This window comes from Bradyrhizobium ganzhouense, assembly GCF_049949285.1.
GTDB classification, from domain to species: domain Bacteria; phylum Pseudomonadota; class Alphaproteobacteria; order Rhizobiales; family Xanthobacteraceae; genus Bradyrhizobium; species Bradyrhizobium ganzhouense.
On record NZ_CP181318.1, the window covers coordinates 2,414,790 to 2,431,003 of the forward strand.

At 62.8% G+C, this 16,214-nt stretch carries 19 protein-coding genes; 12 read left to right on the forward strand and 7 right to left on the reverse strand.

The annotated features are described in order from the left end of the window. Positions 1-6 precede the first annotated feature (6 nt). Together ACLFLU_RS11030 and ACLFLU_RS11035 are read left to right on the forward strand one after the other, a co-directional pair. Positions 7-417, forward strand: coding sequence for an acyl-CoA thioesterase (locus ACLFLU_RS11030; protein ID WP_426412213.1), 411 nt, complete (start codon positions 7-9; stop codon positions 415-417). Between the two features lie 222 nt (positions 418-639). Then, positions 640-831, forward strand: coding sequence for a hypothetical protein (locus ACLFLU_RS11035; RefSeq protein WP_426412214.1), 192 nt, complete (start codon positions 640-642; stop codon positions 829-831). Positions 832-1,057: 226 nt separating this feature from the next. On the opposite strand, the gene ACLFLU_RS11040 is transcribed toward ACLFLU_RS11035, so the two are convergent. Then, complete coding sequence (locus ACLFLU_RS11040; protein ID WP_426412215.1) at positions 1,058-1,453, reverse strand: nuclear transport factor 2 family protein; 396 nt, start codon at positions 1,451-1,453, stop codon at positions 1,058-1,060. 181 nt (positions 1,454-1,634) lie between these two features. Beyond that, complete coding sequence (locus ACLFLU_RS11045) at positions 1,635-2,087, reverse strand: nuclear transport factor 2 family protein (RefSeq protein ID WP_426412216.1); 453 nt, start codon at positions 2,085-2,087, stop codon at positions 1,635-1,637. Between the two features lie 154 nt (positions 2,088-2,241). Here ACLFLU_RS11045 and ACLFLU_RS11050 point away from each other — a divergent pair, with 154 nt between their 5' ends. After that, positions 2,242-2,916, forward strand: coding sequence for an HAD family hydrolase (locus ACLFLU_RS11050; RefSeq protein ID WP_426412217.1), 675 nt, complete (start codon positions 2,242-2,244; stop codon positions 2,914-2,916). A gap of 90 nt (positions 2,917-3,006) precedes the next feature. Further along, positions 3,007-3,855 carry a DeoR/GlpR family DNA-binding transcription regulator gene (locus ACLFLU_RS11055; protein ID WP_426412218.1) on the forward strand — a complete coding sequence of 283 codons (849 nt, stop codon included), beginning with the start codon at positions 3,007-3,009 and terminating at the stop codon, positions 3,853-3,855. Between the two features lie 4 nt (positions 3,856-3,859). On the opposite strand, the gene ACLFLU_RS11060 is transcribed toward ACLFLU_RS11055, so the two are convergent. Both ACLFLU_RS11060 and ACLFLU_RS11065 read right to left on the reverse strand, forming a co-directional pair. Continuing rightward, a complete protein-coding gene (locus tag ACLFLU_RS11060) occupies positions 3,860-4,285 on the reverse strand; it encodes a type II toxin-antitoxin system VapC family toxin (protein ID WP_426412219.1) in 426 nt (141 codons plus the stop codon). Then, positions 4,282-4,563 (reverse strand): type II toxin-antitoxin system Phd/YefM family antitoxin, encoded by a 282-nt coding sequence (locus ACLFLU_RS11065; RefSeq protein ID WP_426413966.1) that lies wholly within the window; start codon positions 4,561-4,563, stop codon positions 4,282-4,284. Before ACLFLU_RS11065 ends, ACLFLU_RS11060 begins: the two co-directional genes overlap by 4 nt. 231 nt (positions 4,564-4,794) lie before the next feature. On the opposite strand from ACLFLU_RS11065, the gene glpD reads away from it, so the two are divergent. From glpD to ACLFLU_RS11105, 8 genes are all read left to right on the forward strand, one after another. Then, positions 4,795-6,345, forward strand: coding sequence for a glycerol-3-phosphate dehydrogenase (gene glpD / locus ACLFLU_RS11070; RefSeq protein ID WP_426412220.1), 1,551 nt, complete (start codon positions 4,795-4,797; stop codon positions 6,343-6,345). Next, positions 6,342-7,418 (forward strand): ABC transporter ATP-binding protein, encoded by a 1,077-nt coding sequence (locus tag ACLFLU_RS11075; protein WP_426412221.1) that lies wholly within the window; start codon positions 6,342-6,344, stop codon positions 7,416-7,418. Before glpD ends, ACLFLU_RS11075 begins: the two co-directional genes overlap by 4 nt. Before the next feature lie 12 nt (positions 7,419-7,430). Beyond that, positions 7,431-8,516, forward strand: coding sequence for an ABC transporter ATP-binding protein (locus tag ACLFLU_RS11080; protein ID WP_426412222.1), 1,086 nt, complete (start codon positions 7,431-7,433; stop codon positions 8,514-8,516). Continuing rightward, positions 8,516-9,490: a carbohydrate ABC transporter permease gene (locus ACLFLU_RS11085; protein WP_426412223.1), complete on the forward strand. Its 975-nt coding sequence runs from the start codon at positions 8,516-8,518 to the stop codon at positions 9,488-9,490. The genes ACLFLU_RS11080 and ACLFLU_RS11085 overlap by 1 nt, the downstream gene beginning before the upstream one ends. Continuing rightward, a complete protein-coding gene (locus ACLFLU_RS11090) occupies positions 9,490-10,296 on the forward strand; it encodes a carbohydrate ABC transporter permease (protein WP_426412224.1) in 807 nt (268 codons plus the stop codon). The genes ACLFLU_RS11085 and ACLFLU_RS11090 overlap by 1 nt, the downstream gene beginning before the upstream one ends. A gap of 9 nt (positions 10,297-10,305) precedes the next feature. After that, the gene (locus ACLFLU_RS11095; RefSeq protein ID WP_426412225.1) at positions 10,306-10,632 is read left to right on the forward strand and encodes a DUF2160 domain-containing protein; all 327 of its coding nucleotides are present in this window, start codon (positions 10,306-10,308) and stop codon (positions 10,630-10,632) included. A 70-nt stretch (positions 10,633-10,702) separates the two neighbouring features. After that, positions 10,703-12,496 carry an ABC transporter substrate-binding protein gene (locus ACLFLU_RS11100; protein ID WP_426412226.1) on the forward strand — a complete coding sequence of 598 codons (1,794 nt, stop codon included), beginning with the start codon at positions 10,703-10,705 and terminating at the stop codon, positions 12,494-12,496. A gap of 221 nt (positions 12,497-12,717) precedes the next feature. After that, a complete protein-coding gene (locus ACLFLU_RS11105) occupies positions 12,718-13,356 on the forward strand; it encodes a hypothetical protein (protein WP_426412227.1) in 639 nt (212 codons plus the stop codon). On the opposite strand, the gene ACLFLU_RS11110 is transcribed toward ACLFLU_RS11105, so the two are convergent. From ACLFLU_RS11110 to ACLFLU_RS11120, 3 genes are all read right to left on the reverse strand, one after another. After that, on the reverse strand, positions 13,345-14,151 hold the full coding sequence (locus ACLFLU_RS11110; RefSeq protein WP_426412228.1) for a tetratricopeptide repeat protein: 807 nt from the start codon (positions 14,149-14,151) through the stop codon (positions 13,345-13,347). The two genes, ACLFLU_RS11105 and ACLFLU_RS11110, sit on opposite strands and share 12 nt — an antisense overlap. A gap of 208 nt (positions 14,152-14,359) precedes the next feature. Beyond that, complete coding sequence (locus ACLFLU_RS11115) at positions 14,360-15,460, reverse strand: alkene reductase (RefSeq protein ID WP_426412229.1); 1,101 nt, start codon at positions 15,458-15,460, stop codon at positions 14,360-14,362. A 178-nt stretch (positions 15,461-15,638) separates the two neighbouring features. Next, positions 15,639-16,142, reverse strand: coding sequence for a DUF1993 domain-containing protein (locus ACLFLU_RS11120; protein WP_426412230.1), 504 nt, complete (start codon positions 16,140-16,142; stop codon positions 15,639-15,641). Positions 16,143-16,214 lie beyond the last annotated feature (72 nt).

Genomic DNA, 16,214 nt, shown 5'->3' on the forward strand with positions numbered 1-16,214 from the left:
AGGCGCATGAGCGAACAGGAGACTACCGAGCCGAGCGGCGATCTCTGCATCCGCACGCTGGCGATGCCCGCCGACACCAATGCCAATGGCGACATTTTCGGTGGCTGGCTGCTCAGCCAGATGGACGTCGGTGGCGGCGTGTTTGCATCGAAGGTCGCGAAGTCGCGCACGGTGACAGTTGCGATCGAGGCGATGAATTTTCGCAAAGCGGTCTATGTCGGTGATCTCGTCTCCGTCCATGCCAATCTCGTGCGCGTCGGGCGCACGTCAATGACTGTGCATCTGGAAGCCTGGGCGCTCCGCCGCAGGGAAGAGCATCCGTTTCTCGTCACCGACGGCAATTTCACCTACGTCTCGATCGACGATCATGGCCGCCCGCAGCCGATCAGTCGCATCGATCCGCCGATCGCGCCGTAACTTCGCGCGGCCTTGCGCCTCATCTCACGAAGACGTGCAGCACCGTGAAACGAGGCGGGCGCGGGTCAACGCGCCGCAGCTTTGCCAACAACCAGTCATAAAATGGATGAGGTCCCGGCGTACTCAGGTGCGCGTCGATTCGGGGTGGAAACGGCCGATTTGCCCTCAGGAACCTTTGGGCAGAGTCGTCGTTATTTGCCCGCACTGAGGAATCTACGGGCCATGCCGGACAGCTACATCATCGAAGTGAATTCAGAGACCGCGGGCATCGTCGTTCGCGGTCATGGAGGCTACTGCTTCTTCGCCTCGTCCCACCAATTCAATCGCCTCGAAGGCCAGCTCTTCCGCAACGCACGCGAAGCCGAGCGCGCTGCGCGCAAGCTGGTTAACGGTGATTTGAGGGAGGCGGCGTAGCCTCCGCCGATCATTCCGGGGACGCGCAGGGCAGGCCGGAATCTTTTGCCGCGTGCGCGGCTGCTCTTCCTTCTGCCCTTGCGGGAGAAGGTGGCGCGAAGCGCCGGATGAGGGGTTCTATCCGCAGATGCAGGCGAGAGAGGTGTTCGCAGAAGCACACCCCTCACCCGTCTCGCCGCTACGCGGCGAGCCACCCTTTTCCACAAGGGGAGAGGGAACGAAAGGATCACAATTTTGTCGCGGAGCGGGACAAGAGCTTCCACTCGTTGCCCTGCTTTAGCCAGTTCATCAGGATGTGAAGGCTGTTTGCCACCTTCTTTCCGTCGGTCATCATCTCGGCCATCCAGTGGAAGCGTACGATCGCAGCGGGGCCGACGATCTTGATGGTCGGATCCTTGTACGCGATTGACAGGAATTCCGTTTTGCCGTCGGTGGCGTTGGTGATGAAGGCTGCCTTGTCCTCGAGGAAGCCACTGGAATGGCTGTAGCTCAGATCGTCCGAGCACAGCACGCTGAGCGCCTTCGGATCGGCCGCGATCTGGGCGAGGCGAAATGCCTCGACATTTCTTGCCACTGCCTCATGGTCCGTCGCGGCAGCTTGATCGCGATTAATCGTCATCATTTCCTCCTTCTTGATCTTGTAGGGAGTGTTACAGTGGTGCGCTGCTTTGTCGAGTGGTGCTGGTCGCCACGCGCGTGCGTCGTTGCGCGCGCACCGCGAGCCCGGAATCTATCTTGCCATAGAAATGCTGGTTAATGGTCTCCGGGTCCGCGCTGCGCGCGTCTCGGAATGACGTCGTCGATCACAATTTCGTCGCTGCGCGCGACAGGAGCTTCCACTCGTCGCCCTGCTTCTGCCAGTTCATCAGGATGTGAAGGTTGGTCGGCACTTTTTTCCCATCGGCCGCCATCTCCTGTTCCGCGACCCAATGGAAGCGCACGATCGCGGCGGGGCCGACGACCTTGATGGTCGGATCCTGATAGGCGATCGAGAGAAACTTCGATTTGCCGTCGGTGGCGTTGGTGATGAAGGTCGCCTTGTCCTCGACCTTGCCGCTGGAATGGCTGTAGCTGAGCTCGTCCCAGCACAGCGCGCCGAGCGCCTTCGGGTCGGCCGCGATCTGGGCGAGGCGGAAGGCCTCGACCTTCTTCGCCACAGCTTCTTCGTCCGCCGAAGCAGCCAGCGCCGGTGTCGAGAGCGCAAGCGCGGAGACGGCAAGAGTCGAGAGAGCCAGATCGCGTCGGTTGATCGTCATCGTTTCCTCCTTTTTGATCTTGTATGGAGTGTTACAGCCGCGCGTGGCTTTGTCGAGTGGCGCGTGGTCGTCATGCGCGTGCGTCATTGCGCGCGCGAGGCTCTATTGATACGTCTTCGGCATCGATGCGCCGCGCATTTTGGAAAGTACAGACATGATCGAGACTCTCGGCAGGGCATTGCTGTTCGATATCGACGGCACGCTTGCCAACACCGACCCGCTGCATCTGAAGGCGTTCAACCAGGTGCTTGGTCCTCACGGTCATGTTTTTGACCACGCGCGCTTCTCCAGGGAGCTGCAAGGCTTCGCCAATGTGTCGATCGGCGAGCGCTTTTTGCCCGACGAAACATTGGAGCGGCGCGCCGCGATTCTCGGTGAGAAGGAAGAAGTCTTCCGCACGCTGGTGGCGGGACAGATCGAACCGCTGCCGGGCCTGAAGGCGCTGCTCGATCGCGCGGATGACGCTGGCATTCCCATGGTAGCGGTGACCAATGCACCGCGTCTCAACGCCGAGCTGCTGTTGTCCGGCCTCGGCATCACGCAGCGTTTCAAGACGCTGGTGATCGGCGACGAGTTGCCGCACGGCAAGCCGCATCCGCTGCCCTATCAGGAGGGGCTGCGTTTCGTCGGCGCCAGCGCGGCCGCCTCGATCGCCTTCGAGGATTCCCGCTCCGGCGTGCAGTCGGCCACCGCCGCCGGCATTCCGACCATCGGCATCCGGACCAGCCTCAGCGATGCTGACCTTGTTGGCGCCGGCGCGGTTGCCTCCGCGAGCGCCTTCGACGATCCCGAGCTGCTCGCGCGGCTCGCTGCTGCGATGGCGTGGTGAGGATTTCATCCATTAACCGTGATCGGCACGCGCATTGACCGCGCGCGCGAACCGCCGCACCATGCATCGTTCTGATTTGAGGCCATTGCCGTGACCGGATTGACCCATCGCCAAGCCGAAATCCTCAACATCGCCCGCGCCTCCGGCCGCGTCATGGTGGAGGAGCTGGCGCGCCGGTTCGAAGTCTCGGCGCAGACCATTCGCAAGGACCTCAACGATCTCTGCGAGCGCCGTTCGCTGACCCGCGTCCATGGCGGCGCGATCATCGCCTCGGGTGTCGAAAATCTCGCTTACGAGGCGCGCCGCTTCGTTGCTGCCGACGAGAAGAAGGCGATCGGCGCTGCGGCCGCCTCGCTGATCCCGAACGGCTGCTCGCTCTTCATCAACATCGGCACCACGACGGAGGAGGTCGCGAGCGCGCTGACCTCGCATGAGGATCTCCTCGTCATCACCAACAACCTCAATGTCGCCATGCTGCTCTATCGCCATCCCCGCATCGAGGTGGTGGTGGCCGGCGGCACGGTGCGGCGTGCCGACGGCGCCGTGGTCGGCTCGACCGCGACGCAGCTGATCGGCCAGTTCAAGGTCGACTACGCCATCATCGGTGCGTCCGCGATCGACGAGGAGGGCGCGCTGCTCGACTTCGACTATCGCGAGGTGCAGGTGGCGCAGGCCATCATCGCCAACGCCCGCAGCGTCATGCTGGTGGCCGATTCCACAAAACTCCGCCGCAGCGCGCCGGTCCGCATCGCCCATATCAGCCAGATCCAGACCTTCGTCACCGATCAGGAACTGCCCGAGCGCCTCTCCACCATCTGCCACGGCAAGGGCATCGAGGTGGTGGAAGCGATGCCGAAGGGGGCGGGGGATCTCGATGATGCTCAGGCCGAAGCGCAGGACGCCGCGCCCGAAGCCGCACCGGTGGTGCGGCTGCGCTAGCGCCTCAGGCGGCGTCCCATGGATTGAGCAGCGGCACGCCGAAAGCGGAAAAATCCTTCACGTTGCGTGTGACGAGCGTGAGAGTGTTGGCAAGCGCGGTTGCCGCGAAGAACCCGTCCATCACGGACAACGCAACACCGCTGCGGCGGCTCTGCGCCATCAGATCGCCCCAGTGCTCGGCGACCGCATGGTCGATCGGCAGGATGCGCCCTGCAAACCGAGCCGGCAGATCATGGGTGAGCCAGGCGGTCAGCGCCGCGCGCCGACGGCCATCATCTAGCAATGCGATGCCGCGGCGAAGCTCCGCAATCGACGCAACGCTCATGAACGCGCGATCCTCATCGACCGTATCAAGCCACGCCAGAACTTTTGGGGAAGGCGCCGGCCGCTGAACCTCCGACAGCACATTGGTGTCGAGGAGCAGGTTCACGGCATTTCGTCGCGCGGTTCATCCTGCACGCGCTCAAGCTCGAGGTCGGCGCCGCGTAGGGGCGAAGCCAGCAGGAATTCGGCGAGCGTCCCTTTGCGCGCGGTCTTTCGCGCCCATTCTTCGGCGGAAACGATTACGGCATTGGGCCTGCCGTGACGGGTGATGATCTGGGGACCAGTTTGGGCGCGATCGATCACTTCGGACAGGCGTGCCTTGGCATTGGCAAGCGTCCAAGTGTCGGTTGGTGGCGAATCGGGAGCGGTGCTGTGGTCTGTCATGTCGAATAGAACCAATATGACTATTGTGACTATATAAACTCCGGATGATTATTCAAGCGCTGCATTGCGCCCTGAATCACCATCCGGGGTGCGCATTTCGAGGGCGAATTGCCCACCAAAAAAGTTCCGCTTTCGCTTCTCTTCGTCTCTCTTTCATCTTGCTTTCGTTTTTTGGTGTGATCTAATCAAAAGCGAAAGTAGCCACTCGACGGAACGAGTGGTCGCCGGGGGATGCGTCTGTTGGAGCGTATTTTCGACCTCGCCATCATTGGAGGCGGTGTTAACGGTTGCGGTATCGCGCGCGATGCCGTGGGCCGCGGTAACACTGTTTTCCTGTGCGAAATGAACGATCTGGCGAGCGGGACGTCGTCCTGGTCGACCAAGCTGGTGCATGGCGGCCTGCGTTACCTCGAATATTACGAGTTCCGGCTGGTCCGCGAAGCGCTGATCGAGCGCGAGATTCTCTGGGGCATCGCGCCCCACATCATCCGTCCCCTGCGTTTCGTCTTGCCGCACCATGCAGGGCTTCGCCCGGCCTGGCTGCTGCGCCTTGGCCTGTTCCTGTACGATCACATCGGCGGCCGTCATTTGCTGCCGGCCACCCGCTCGCTCGATCTCAGGCGCGACGAGGTCGGCCGTCCGCTGATCCCGAATCGCTATAGCCGCGCGTTCGAATATTCCGACTGCTTCGTCGATGACGCCCGCCTGGTCGTGCTCAATGCGCGCGACGCCGCCGACAAGGGCGCCGAGATTCGCACCCGTACCCGTGCGACCGATATCAAGCAGTCCGACGGCATCTGGACCGTCAGCATGGTCGACACGCTGACCGGCGCACGCTCGCAGGTCCAGGCCCGCGCGCTGGTCAATGCCGGCGGCCCCTGGGTCGAGGACGTGCTCGGCCGCGGCGCCGGCGTCAACGCGAAAGCAAAGGTGCGCCTCGTGCAGGGCTCGCACATCGTGGTCAAGAAGCTCTACGACCACGACCGCGCCTACATGTTCCAGAACGCCGATGGACGCATCATCTTCGTCATCCCCTATCAGGACGACTTCACACTGATCGGCACCACCGACCGCGACTATGACGGCGATCCCGCCAAGGTGAAGGCCACAGCGGAGGAGATCCAATATCTCTGCGCCGCCGCAAGCGAATATCTCGCCAAGCCGGTGACATCAGAGGACGTGGTCTGGACCTATTCCGGCGTGCGGCCGCTTTATGACGACGGCGCCAGCGAAGCCAAGGCCGCGACCCGGGATTACGTGTTCGAGCTCGACACGCCCGGCGGCTCACCGTTGCTGTCGATCTATGGCGGCAAGATCACGACCTATCGCCGCCTCGCCGAAGAGGCGCTGGAACGGCTTGCGCCCTATCTTCGCAGTGCGAAAGCGCGCGAGGGCTGGACCGGCAAATGGCCGCTGCCCGGCGGCGACATGGACGTGTCGGCCGTCGACGGCTTGATCGGCGAGCTGCAGCGCGGCTATCCCTTCCTGAGCCATGAGCATGCGCGACGTCTCGCGCGCGCCTATGGCACCCGCGCCATCAAATTGCTCGGCGACGCCAAATCGGCCGCCGATCTCGGCCAGGCCTTTGGCGCAACTCTGACCGAACGCGAGGTTCGCTACCTGATGACTAACGAATGGGCGGTGACCGCCGAGGATATCGTCTGGCGCCGCTCCAAGCTCGGCCTGCGGCTATCTGCCGACGAAATTGCCGCTCTGGACGACTGGATCAGGACCCACGTTGTATCGCAAAGTCCTCTGCTGGAAGCAGGAGGGCGCTCATGAGCGTGACACTCGATCATGTGACCCGGACCGTCGACGGGGTTCCGCACATTCGCGACGTCTCGCTGACGCTCGAGAGCGGCACGCTCAACGTGCTGCTCGGGCCGACGCTGTCGGGCAAGACGTCGATCATGCGGCTGCTCGCCGGCCTCGACAAGCCGACCACGGGCAAGGTGCTGGTCAACGGCAAGGACGTCACTGGCGTCGATGTGCGCCAGCGTTCGGTCGCGATGGTCTATCAGCAGTTCATCAACTACCCCTCGCTCACGGTCTATGAGAACATTGCCTCGCCCCTGCGTGTGCAGGGCAAGCCGCGCGAGGAAATCGAGACGCGCGTTGCGGAAGCCGCAAGGCTGCTCCGGCTCGAGCCGTTCCTGAAGCGCACGCCGCTCCAGCTTTCCGGCGGCCAGCAGCAGCGCACCGCGATGGCGCGCGCGCTGGTCAAGGGCGCCGACCTCGTGCTGCTCGACGAGCCGCTCGCCAATCTCGACTACAAGCTGCGCGAGGAGCTGCGCGCCGAATTGCCGCGCATCTTCGAGGCGTCCGGCGCGATCTTCGTCTATGCCACGACCGAGCCGACCGAGGCGCTGCTGCTCGGCGGCAACACGGTGTGCATGTGGGAGGGCCGGGCCCTCCAGATCGGCGAGACGCCCGGCGTCTACCGCCGGCCGCAGACCCTGCGCGTCGCGCAGGTATTCTCCGATCCGCCGCTCAACCTCGTCGGTATCGAGAAGAAGAACGGCTCCGTGCAATATGCCGGCGGCATCGCTGCGCCGGCGTCCGGTCTCTATTCCTCGCTCGCTGACGGCGCCTATCGCGTCGGCTTTCGCGCACATCAGCTTGCGCTCGCCAACGGCCAGGCCGATCGCCACGCCTTCCATGCCACGGTGACGGTGACCGAGATCACCGGTTCGGAGAGTTTCGTGCATTTGACCCGTGACGGATCGAACTGGGTTGCGGTGATGCACGGCGTGCACGAGTTTGAGCCCGGCCAGACCATCGATGCCGTGCTCGATCCCAATGATGTCTTCGTCTTCGATGCGGCCGACCGTCTGGTCGCCGCGCCGAGCTCTTGAGGGAGGTGCGCCATGGCTCGCATTGACCTCGTCGATCTCGCACACTCCTACGGCGGCAATGATGCGCCGCAGGAAACCTTTGCGCTGAAGCCGGTGACCATGACCTGGCGGCAGGGCGGCGCCTATGCGCTGCTCGGCCCGTCCGGCTGCGGCAAGACCACGCTGCTCAACGTCATCTCCGGCATCATCACGCCGTCGCGGGGGAAGATCCTGTTCGACGGCGAGGACATCACGCCGCTGTCAACCCAGAAGCGCAACATCGCCCAAGTGTTCCAGTTTCCGGTGATCTACGACACCATGACGGTGGGGCAGAACCTGGCGTTTCCGCTGAAGAACCGCGGCGTGCCGAAGGCCGAGATCGACAAGCGCGTCGCCGAGATCGGCCGCCTGCTCGACCTCGAGCCCTATCTGAACCGCAAGGCGACGCGGCTGACGGCTGACGCCAAGCAAAAGATCTCGCTTGGCCGCGGCCTCGTCCGCTCCGACGTTGCCGCCGTGCTGTTCGACGAGCCGCTGACGGTGATCGATCCGGAGCTGAAATGGCAGCTCCGCTCCAAGCTGAAGGCGCTGCATCGCGAGCTCGACCTCACGATGATCTACGTCACCCACGACCAAACCGAGGCGCTGACCTTCGCCGACACTGTCGTCGTCATGCATGACGGCCGCGTGGTGCAGAGCGGCACGCCGGCCGAGCTGTTCGACAAGCCGGCGCACACGTTTGTCGGCTATTTTATCGGCTCGCCCGGCATGAACATCATTCCGGCCGAGGTCAGGGGACGCGAGGCGCGGATCGACGGCCATGTCATCGCGCTCAACCGCAGCTATGACAGTCTTCCGGCCGGCGCCAAGATCGAGATCGGCGTGCGCCCGGAATTTGTCGAGGTCATCGCACCCGCGCCTGGCCTGCTTACCGCGAAGATCGAGCGCATCGACGATCTCGGCCGCATCCGCTTCGCGCGCGCGCGTCTCGGCGACGCCAAGCTCGCGGCGCGGGCGCCTGCGGGCTTCACCAGCTCCGACGGTACCGCCGGGCTGAAATTCGATCCGGCGCACATCCACGTCTATGCCGACAGCCTCCTGGTGGAAGGAGCCGCCTGATGGACAAGACCGTCAACCAAAAAGCCTGGTTCCTGGTACTGCCGGTGTTCCTGGTCGTCGCCTTCTCGGCGGTGCTGCCGCTGATGACGGTGGTGAACTATTCGATGCAGGACACCTTCGGCAACAACCAGTTCTTCTGGAACGGCGTCGGCTGGTTCAAGGAATTGCTCGATCCCTCGACCGACCTCGGCAGCCGCTTCCTGGCATCGCTTGGCCGCAATCTGTTCTTCTCGCTGGTCATCCTCGCCATCGAGGTGCCGCTCGGCATCGTGGTGGCGCTGTCGATGCCGCGACAGGGCTGGACGGTTGCGGCCTGCCTCGTGATCCTGGCACTGCCGCTGCTGATTCCGTGGAACGTGGTCGGCACGATCTGGCAGATCTTTGGCCGGCCCGATATTGGCCTGCTCGGCTACGTGCTGAACGCCATCGGCATCGACTATAATTACGTGTCCAACGACATCGACGCCTGGGTCACGGTCATCGTGATGGACGTCTGGCATTGGACCAGTCTCGTCGCGCTGCTCTGCTATGCCGGCCTGAAGTCGATCCCGGAGGCCTACTACCAGGCCGCCCAGATCGACGGCGCCTCGCGCTGGGCCGTCTTCAAGGCGATCCAGCTGCCGAAGATGAACCGCGTGCTGCTGATCGCCGTGCTGCTGCGCTTCATGGACAGCTTCATGATTTACACCGAGCCGTTCGTCGTTACCGGCGGCGGGCCCGGCAATTCGACCACCTTCGTGTCGATCGAGCTCGTCAAGATCGCGCTCGGCCAGTTCGACCTCGGCAAGGCCGCAGCGCTCTCGCTGGTCTACAATCTGATCATCCTGATCGTCTGCTGGATCTTCTACACCGTCATGACCAACGCCGGCGTCGAGCGCAAAGTCCAAGCGAAGAGCGAGCCGGCGGCGGAGCCTAAGCCTTTGGCCGGGCTCAAGCCTGTGACTGCACTCAAGCCAAAGGAAGGAGTGGCCTGATGCATTCGATCCCCGGCCGCCGCCTCATCATGGGGCTGTTCCTGATCTTCCTGCTGTTGCCGATCTACTGGCTCGTCAACATGAGCTTCAAGTCCAATGCCGAGATCGTCTCGACGATGACGCTGTGGCCGCACACTCCGACGCTCCAGCACTACAAGCGCATCTTCACAGACGAGAGCTGGTACTCCGGCTATATCAACTCGCTGGAATACGTGGTTATCAATACCATTATCTCGATTTCCGTGGCGTTGCCGGCGGCCTACGCGTTTTCGCGCTATCGATTCCTCGGCGACAAGCATCTGTTCTTCTGGCTCTTGTCGAACCGCATGGCGCCGGCGGCGGTCTACGCGCTGCCGTTCTTCAACCTCTATTCGGCGATCGGCCTGTTCGATACGCCGTGGGCGGTCGCGCTCGCGCACTGCATCTTCAACGTTCCGTTGGCGGTGTGGATCCTCGAGGGCTTCGTCTCCGGCGTGCCGCGCGAGATCGACGAGACCGCCTTCCTCGACGGCTATTCCTTCCCGCGCTTCTTCGTCCGGATCCTGGTGCCGCTGATCGCGAGCGGCATCGGCGTCGCCGCGTTCTTCTGCTTCATGTTCTCCTGGGTCGAGCTGCTGCTGGCGCGGACGCTGACCTCGGTCAACGCCAAGCCGATCGCCGCCGTCATGACCCGTACGGTGTCGGCGGCCGGCATGGATTGGGGTCTACTGGCCGCGGCCGGCGTTCTCACCATCATCCCCGGCGCGCTGGTGATCTGGTTTGTCCGCAACTACATTGCGCGCGGTTTTGCGCTCGGCAGGGTGTAGGAGGCTTTCATGGAAAACATCGCATGGATGGCCTGGACGCCGCCGACCGCGATCTTCTTCGTGTTGCTGGCGATGACGCTGGCGGTGATGACGTGGCTCGCCGTCGCCTATCCGGAGGCCGAGCGCGTGGGAATCCTGCAAATTCCGACCACCCGCGGCGACCGGCTGTTTATTTCGCTGATCATGGCCGCCGTGATCCATCTGTTGTGGATCGGTTTCGTCGGCACCGACACGATCGCGACGCTGCCGGTCGGAGAAGGAATTGAATTGTCGAGCCTGTGGCTCGCTACCGTGATTTCGTTTGCCTCTGCCGCCGCAATATTCCGCACGGTCTAGGCGAACGAAAAAGAGCAGATCCGGGGATAACCCGGGCCTGAGAGTCTATCGCTGTAACGGAGGAAACAACATGCGATATTTGGAGCGACGAAAGAGGGGTCCCGTGACCAGGACCCGGTTTTGGATGATGACGAGCGCCGTTGCGTTGACTGCAGCTTCGTTCACTGCGCCGGCCTTTGCGGATGAAGCAGCCGCGAAGAAGTGGATCGACTCGGAGTTTCAACCTTCGACGTTGTCCAAGGAAGACCAGATGAAGGAAATGCAGTGGTTCATCAAGGCCGCCGCTCCCTTCAAGGGCATGGAGATCAACGCGGTCTCCGAAACCCTGACCGTGCACGAATATGAATCGAAGACGCTGGCGAAGGCGTTCGAGGAAATCACCGGCATCAAGGTCAAGCACGACATCATCCAGGAAGGTGACGTCGTCGAGAAGATCCAGACCCAGATGCAGTCCGGCAAGAACGTCTATGACGGCTGGATCAACGACTCCGACTTCATCGGAACTCACTTCCGCTACGGCCAGGCCGTCGACTTGACGGAATGGATGGAAAAGGAAGCCAAGGACGTCACCGACCCGATGCTCGACGTCAACGACTTCATCGGCAAATCGTTCACCACAGCGCCGAACGGGCATCTCTATCAGCTGCCCGACCAGCAGTTCGCGAACCTCTATTGGTTCCGTTACGACTGGTTCTCCAATCCCGACTACAAAGCCAAGTTCAAAGCCAAGTATGGCTATGATCTCGGCGTTCCCGTGAATTGGTCGGCCTATGAGGATATCGCCGAGTTCTTCACCAACGACATCAAGGAGATCAACGGCGTCCGCGTCTATGGCCACATGGACTACGGCAAGAAGGATCCCTCGCTCGGATGGCGCTTTACCGACGCGTGGTTGTCCATGGCCGGTAACGGCGACAAGGGTCTCCCGAACGGCCTTCCGGTCGACGAATGGGGCATCCGCATGGAAGGCTGCCGTCCGGTCGGCTCGTCGGTGGAACGTGGCGGCGACGTCAACGGTCCGGCGGCGGTCTATTCGATCGTCAAGTACCTCGACTGGATGAAGAAATATGCCCCGCCGCAGGCACAGGGCATGACCTTCTCCGAATCTGGTCCGGTGCCGTCGCAAGGCAATATCGCCCAGCAGATCTTCTGGTACACCGCTTTCACCGCCGACATGGTGAAGCCCGGTCTGCCGGTCATGAATGCGGACGGTACGCCGAAATGGCGCATGGCTCCGTCGCCGCACGGCTCCTACTGGAAGGAAGGCATGAAGCTCGGTTACCAGGACGTGGGTTCGGCCACCTTGCTGAAGTCCACTCCGGTCGACCGCCGCAAGGCAGCCTGGCTCTATCTGCAGTTCATCAACTCCAAGACGGTGACCCTGAAGAAGAGCCATGTCGGTCTGACGTTCACGCGTGAGTCCGACATCTGGGACAAGAGCTTCACCGAACGTGCGCCGAAGCTCGGCGGCCTGATCGAGTTCTACCGCTCGCCCGCGCGCGTGCAGTGGACCCCGACCGGCAACAACGTGCCTGACTATCCGAAGCTTGCGCAATTGTGGTGGCAGAACATCGGCGATGCGTCGTCGGGTGCGAAGACGCCGCAGGCAGCGATGGATTCGCTGGCAGCCGCTCAGGATTCCGTCATGGAGCGTCTGGAGAAATCCGGCGTCCAGGGCGCCTGCGGGCCGAAGCTGAACAAGAAGGAAACGGCCGAATACTGGTTCGCCAAGTCGGCCAAGGACGGCAACATCGCTCCGCAGCGCAAGCTGGCGAACGAGAAGCCGAAGGGCGAGACCATCGACTACGACACGCTGATCAAGTCGTGGCCGGCCTCGCCGCCCAAGCGCGCTGAAGCGAAGTAATTCGCAGATATCATGATGGCCGGGTTCGTCCCGGCCATCCAGGAGCAGGAGGCCGGGAGCAATCCCGGCCTTTTGTCTTGTTGGCCACTTGCCTTATCGACGGCCTTGATTTGAATTGGCGAGCCGAGATCCGGAAGCGAGACTTCGCCATGCGCATGACGTTCCGATGTGATCCAAAGCTGACCGATCATCTGGCGCGGCCCTATCCTGCGCGCACGGCCTTGCCCGACTGGCTGCGCGCGATGCCGGCGAAGGCGCACTCGGACATCCACGACCGGGACATCCGCACGGTCAAGCAATGTCCGCCCTTTGTCGATGCGATGGCCTATGGGGTCATGATTCCGCTGCCGTGCGACATCAGGGTTGAGTCTGGACGATTCACTTGGGATTGGGACATTCCCGAGCCGGCGACGTCGGGACATCCGCGCGCGCCTCTGAGCTTTCATCCAGTTGCTCAATTCGCTGCTGCGCCATTTGCGAACGGACGGTCCGCGATCAAGTTCAACAGTTTCTGGACCATCGAGCTCGAGCCCGGCTGGTCGCTGTTCGCGACGCATCCCGTCAATCGCGACGATCTGCCGTTCCGCCTTGTTTCGGGTCTGGTCGACGCCGACCGGTTTCACGACGGCGGCATCAACTTTCCGGCCGTGTGGACGCAACCCGATTTTTCTGGCGTTCTTAAAAAGGGCACGCCGGTCGCGCAGTGTTTTGCCGTGCCGCGCGAGGCGCCCGAGCTCGTGTTCGAAGCCTTTGATGACGCCCACCAGCAAGCTTACGCGAAGGTCGTTGCCGATGTGCTGGCTGCGCCCAACGTCTACCGCAAGCACTTTCGCGCAAAGCGCGGGCGGTTAACTCGCTAACGTGCGCCGCAATTCATCCTCGTCAAGCCAGAGCCGGCCGTGCGACGCCGATGTCAACGCCATCGCAATGGAGCCAAACAGCTGCGGGCGCAAGCGGTAGGCTTGCGCAAAGGCGCGCATGGCGGCGTCGACGTCTCCACCCTCCTGCAAGGCGATGCCAAGATTGAGCGCGGCCTCGGCATGGTCGGGCTTGAGATCGAGCGCCTTGCGATAGGCGTTCGCAGCGCCGGCGTGGTCGCGCAGATCCTGTCGCGCGACGCCAAGATCGAACCATACCGAAGCCGGTGCGGCCGGTACTGCTACTTGTGAGAGCAGGCTTGCGGCGGTGGCGGGATCGCCATCCTCCCACGCCAGCCGGCCGAGTCGTGCCGCGGCCTCTGGGTGGCCGGGGATGACCTTCAGGATCGCTCGCCAGGATTCGCGGGCTTGAGCCCTCAGGCCAGCCTGATCGAGCGTTCTCGCCTTCTCGACGAAGACTTCGCGTTGCGGGCTGGTGGCGATCGCGGAATCGATGTGCGCGAGCGCGACCTCGAAATTGCCTTCGCTGCGCGCAATGCGGGCGGCAAGCAGCCGCGCGGCGGCGTTGTCCGGGCGCTTGGCAAGACTCACGTCGATATGCGCATGAGCTGGGGCGATGACGCCTCTGGAGAACAACACGGCGGCCAGCAGATGATGCAGCACCGGATCGCCGGGTGCTCGCGCAAGGCCCTGTTCGCACAGACGTTGCGCCTCATCCGGCTTGCCGGAATTGAACGCTTCAGTCGCGCGGCGAACGAGTGTTTCGGTATCAACCATCGCCGCATTAGAGCAAGGATACGACGACGCAGCAATACAGGGCGCTCCGCCAAGACAAAGGCCGGGAGTGATCCCGGCCTTTTCTCTCTGTGAGTTCGGCACACTGCCTCAACATCGTCATTGCGAGCGCAGCGAAGCAATCCAGAATCTTTCCACAGAGGCAGTCTGGATTCGCAATGACGAGGGATGGAGCGGCGAGGGAGAAGACCTACTCCGCCGGCTCCGCCGCCAGCGCTGGGTAATCCGTATAGCCCTTGGCGCCGCCGCCGTAGAACGTGTTCTTGTCCCAATCGTTCAGCGCCGCGCCCTTCTTCAGCCGCTCGACCAGGTCGGGGTTGGAGATGAACGGCTTGCCGAAGGCGATCAGGTCGGCCGCGTTTGCGTCGAGCACCTTGGTCGCGAGATCGAAATCGTAGCCATTGTTGGCGATGTAGGCGCCCGAGAAGCGCTTGCGCAGGCTTGCATAGTCGAACGGCGCGAAGTCGCGTGGGCCGCCGGTGGCGCCTTCGACGACGTGGAGGTAGACGAGCTTCAGCGCGCTGAGTCCGTCGGTGATGTAATCGAACAGCGCTTGCGGATTGGAATCGACGATGTCGTTGGCGGGCGTCACCGGCGAGATGCGGATGCCGGTGCGGTCGGCGCCGGCTTCCGCCGCGACGGCCTTGGAGACTTCCAGCATCAGCTTGGCGCGGTTCTCGATGGACCCGCCATAGGCGTCCGTGCGCTTGTTGGCGCCATCCTTGGCGAACTGGTCGAGCAGATAGCCGTTGGCGCCGTGGATCTCGACGCCGTCGAAGCCGGCCTCCAGCGCGTTCTTCGTGGCGCGCTTGAAGTCGTCGATGATGCCTGGAATTTCGGAGAGCTCGAGCGCGCGAGGCTCGGAGACGTCGGCGAAAGTGCCGTTGACGAAAGTCTTGCCCTTGGCGCGGATCGCGCTCGGCGCCACCGGGGCCGCGCCGCCCGCCTGGAGGTCGACATGCGAGATACGGCCGACATGCCAAAGCTGGATGATAATCTTGCCGCCGCGCTCATGCACCTTGTCGGTGACCTTGCGCCAGCCGGCGACCTGGTCCTTCGAATAGATGCCGGGCGTGTCCTGGTAGCCCTGGCCCTGCTGCGAGACCTGGCTCGCTTCGGTGATCAGCAGCCCCGCAGAAGCGCGCTGGCCGTAATAGTCGGCGGCGAGCGGAGACGGGACGAAGGTGCCGGGCGCGGCGCGGTTGCGCGTCAGCGGCGCCATCACGAAACGGTTGGCCAGCGTGATCGGGCCAAGCTTGTAGGTCTCAAACAATTTGGTCGAACGGCTCATCGGGTGCTTCCAGCGGTTAAGAGGTCCGGAACACTTGTGCATTGCGACATCAGGCGCAAGGGATGAGCCATACGGAAAGTGCAGGCGAGCTGCGCGGCAGGCCCCGCGCAGCATAATTCATGTGCATTTTCGACCAAAGCAGGGCGATTTCACTGCGTTGGTCGTGCGAATCCGAAAATCAGTTCGCGCCGAGGAAATCGCGCTTGCCGATCTCGACGCCGTTGTGACGCATGATGCCGTGAGCGGTGGTGGCGTGGAAATAGAAGTTCGGCAGCGAGACCCCGCTGAAGAACTGCTGGCCCTTGAGCGTCATGGTCCGGTCCGGGCCTGCCGGGAAGGTCACGTCCTTGGTGTCAGCGCCTTCGAACTGCTCCGGCTTGTATGACTTCACGTAGTCGATGGTCTTGGCGAGCCGCTGCTTCAGCTCCTCGAACGTCTTTTCCGTATCGGGCATTGAAGGCACCTCGCTGTGGGTCAGCCTGGCGCAGCCCTTGGCGGCGAAATCGCTGGCGAGCTGGATCTGCTTCGACAGCGGCAGCATGTCCGGGAAGAGGCGCGAGCCGAGCATGACGCTCGGGTCGATCTTTTTGGCCGCACAATGCGCCTCGGCTTTGGTGAGCAGGCCGGTCAGGCTGTTCAGCATTTGCAGATACGCGGGAACGACGGCGTCGTGGAAGGACATGTGATGCTCGCTTCAATGGTGAGAAATCTCAGGTGAAAACCTGAGCCACTCACATGGGAGCCTCATGGAATA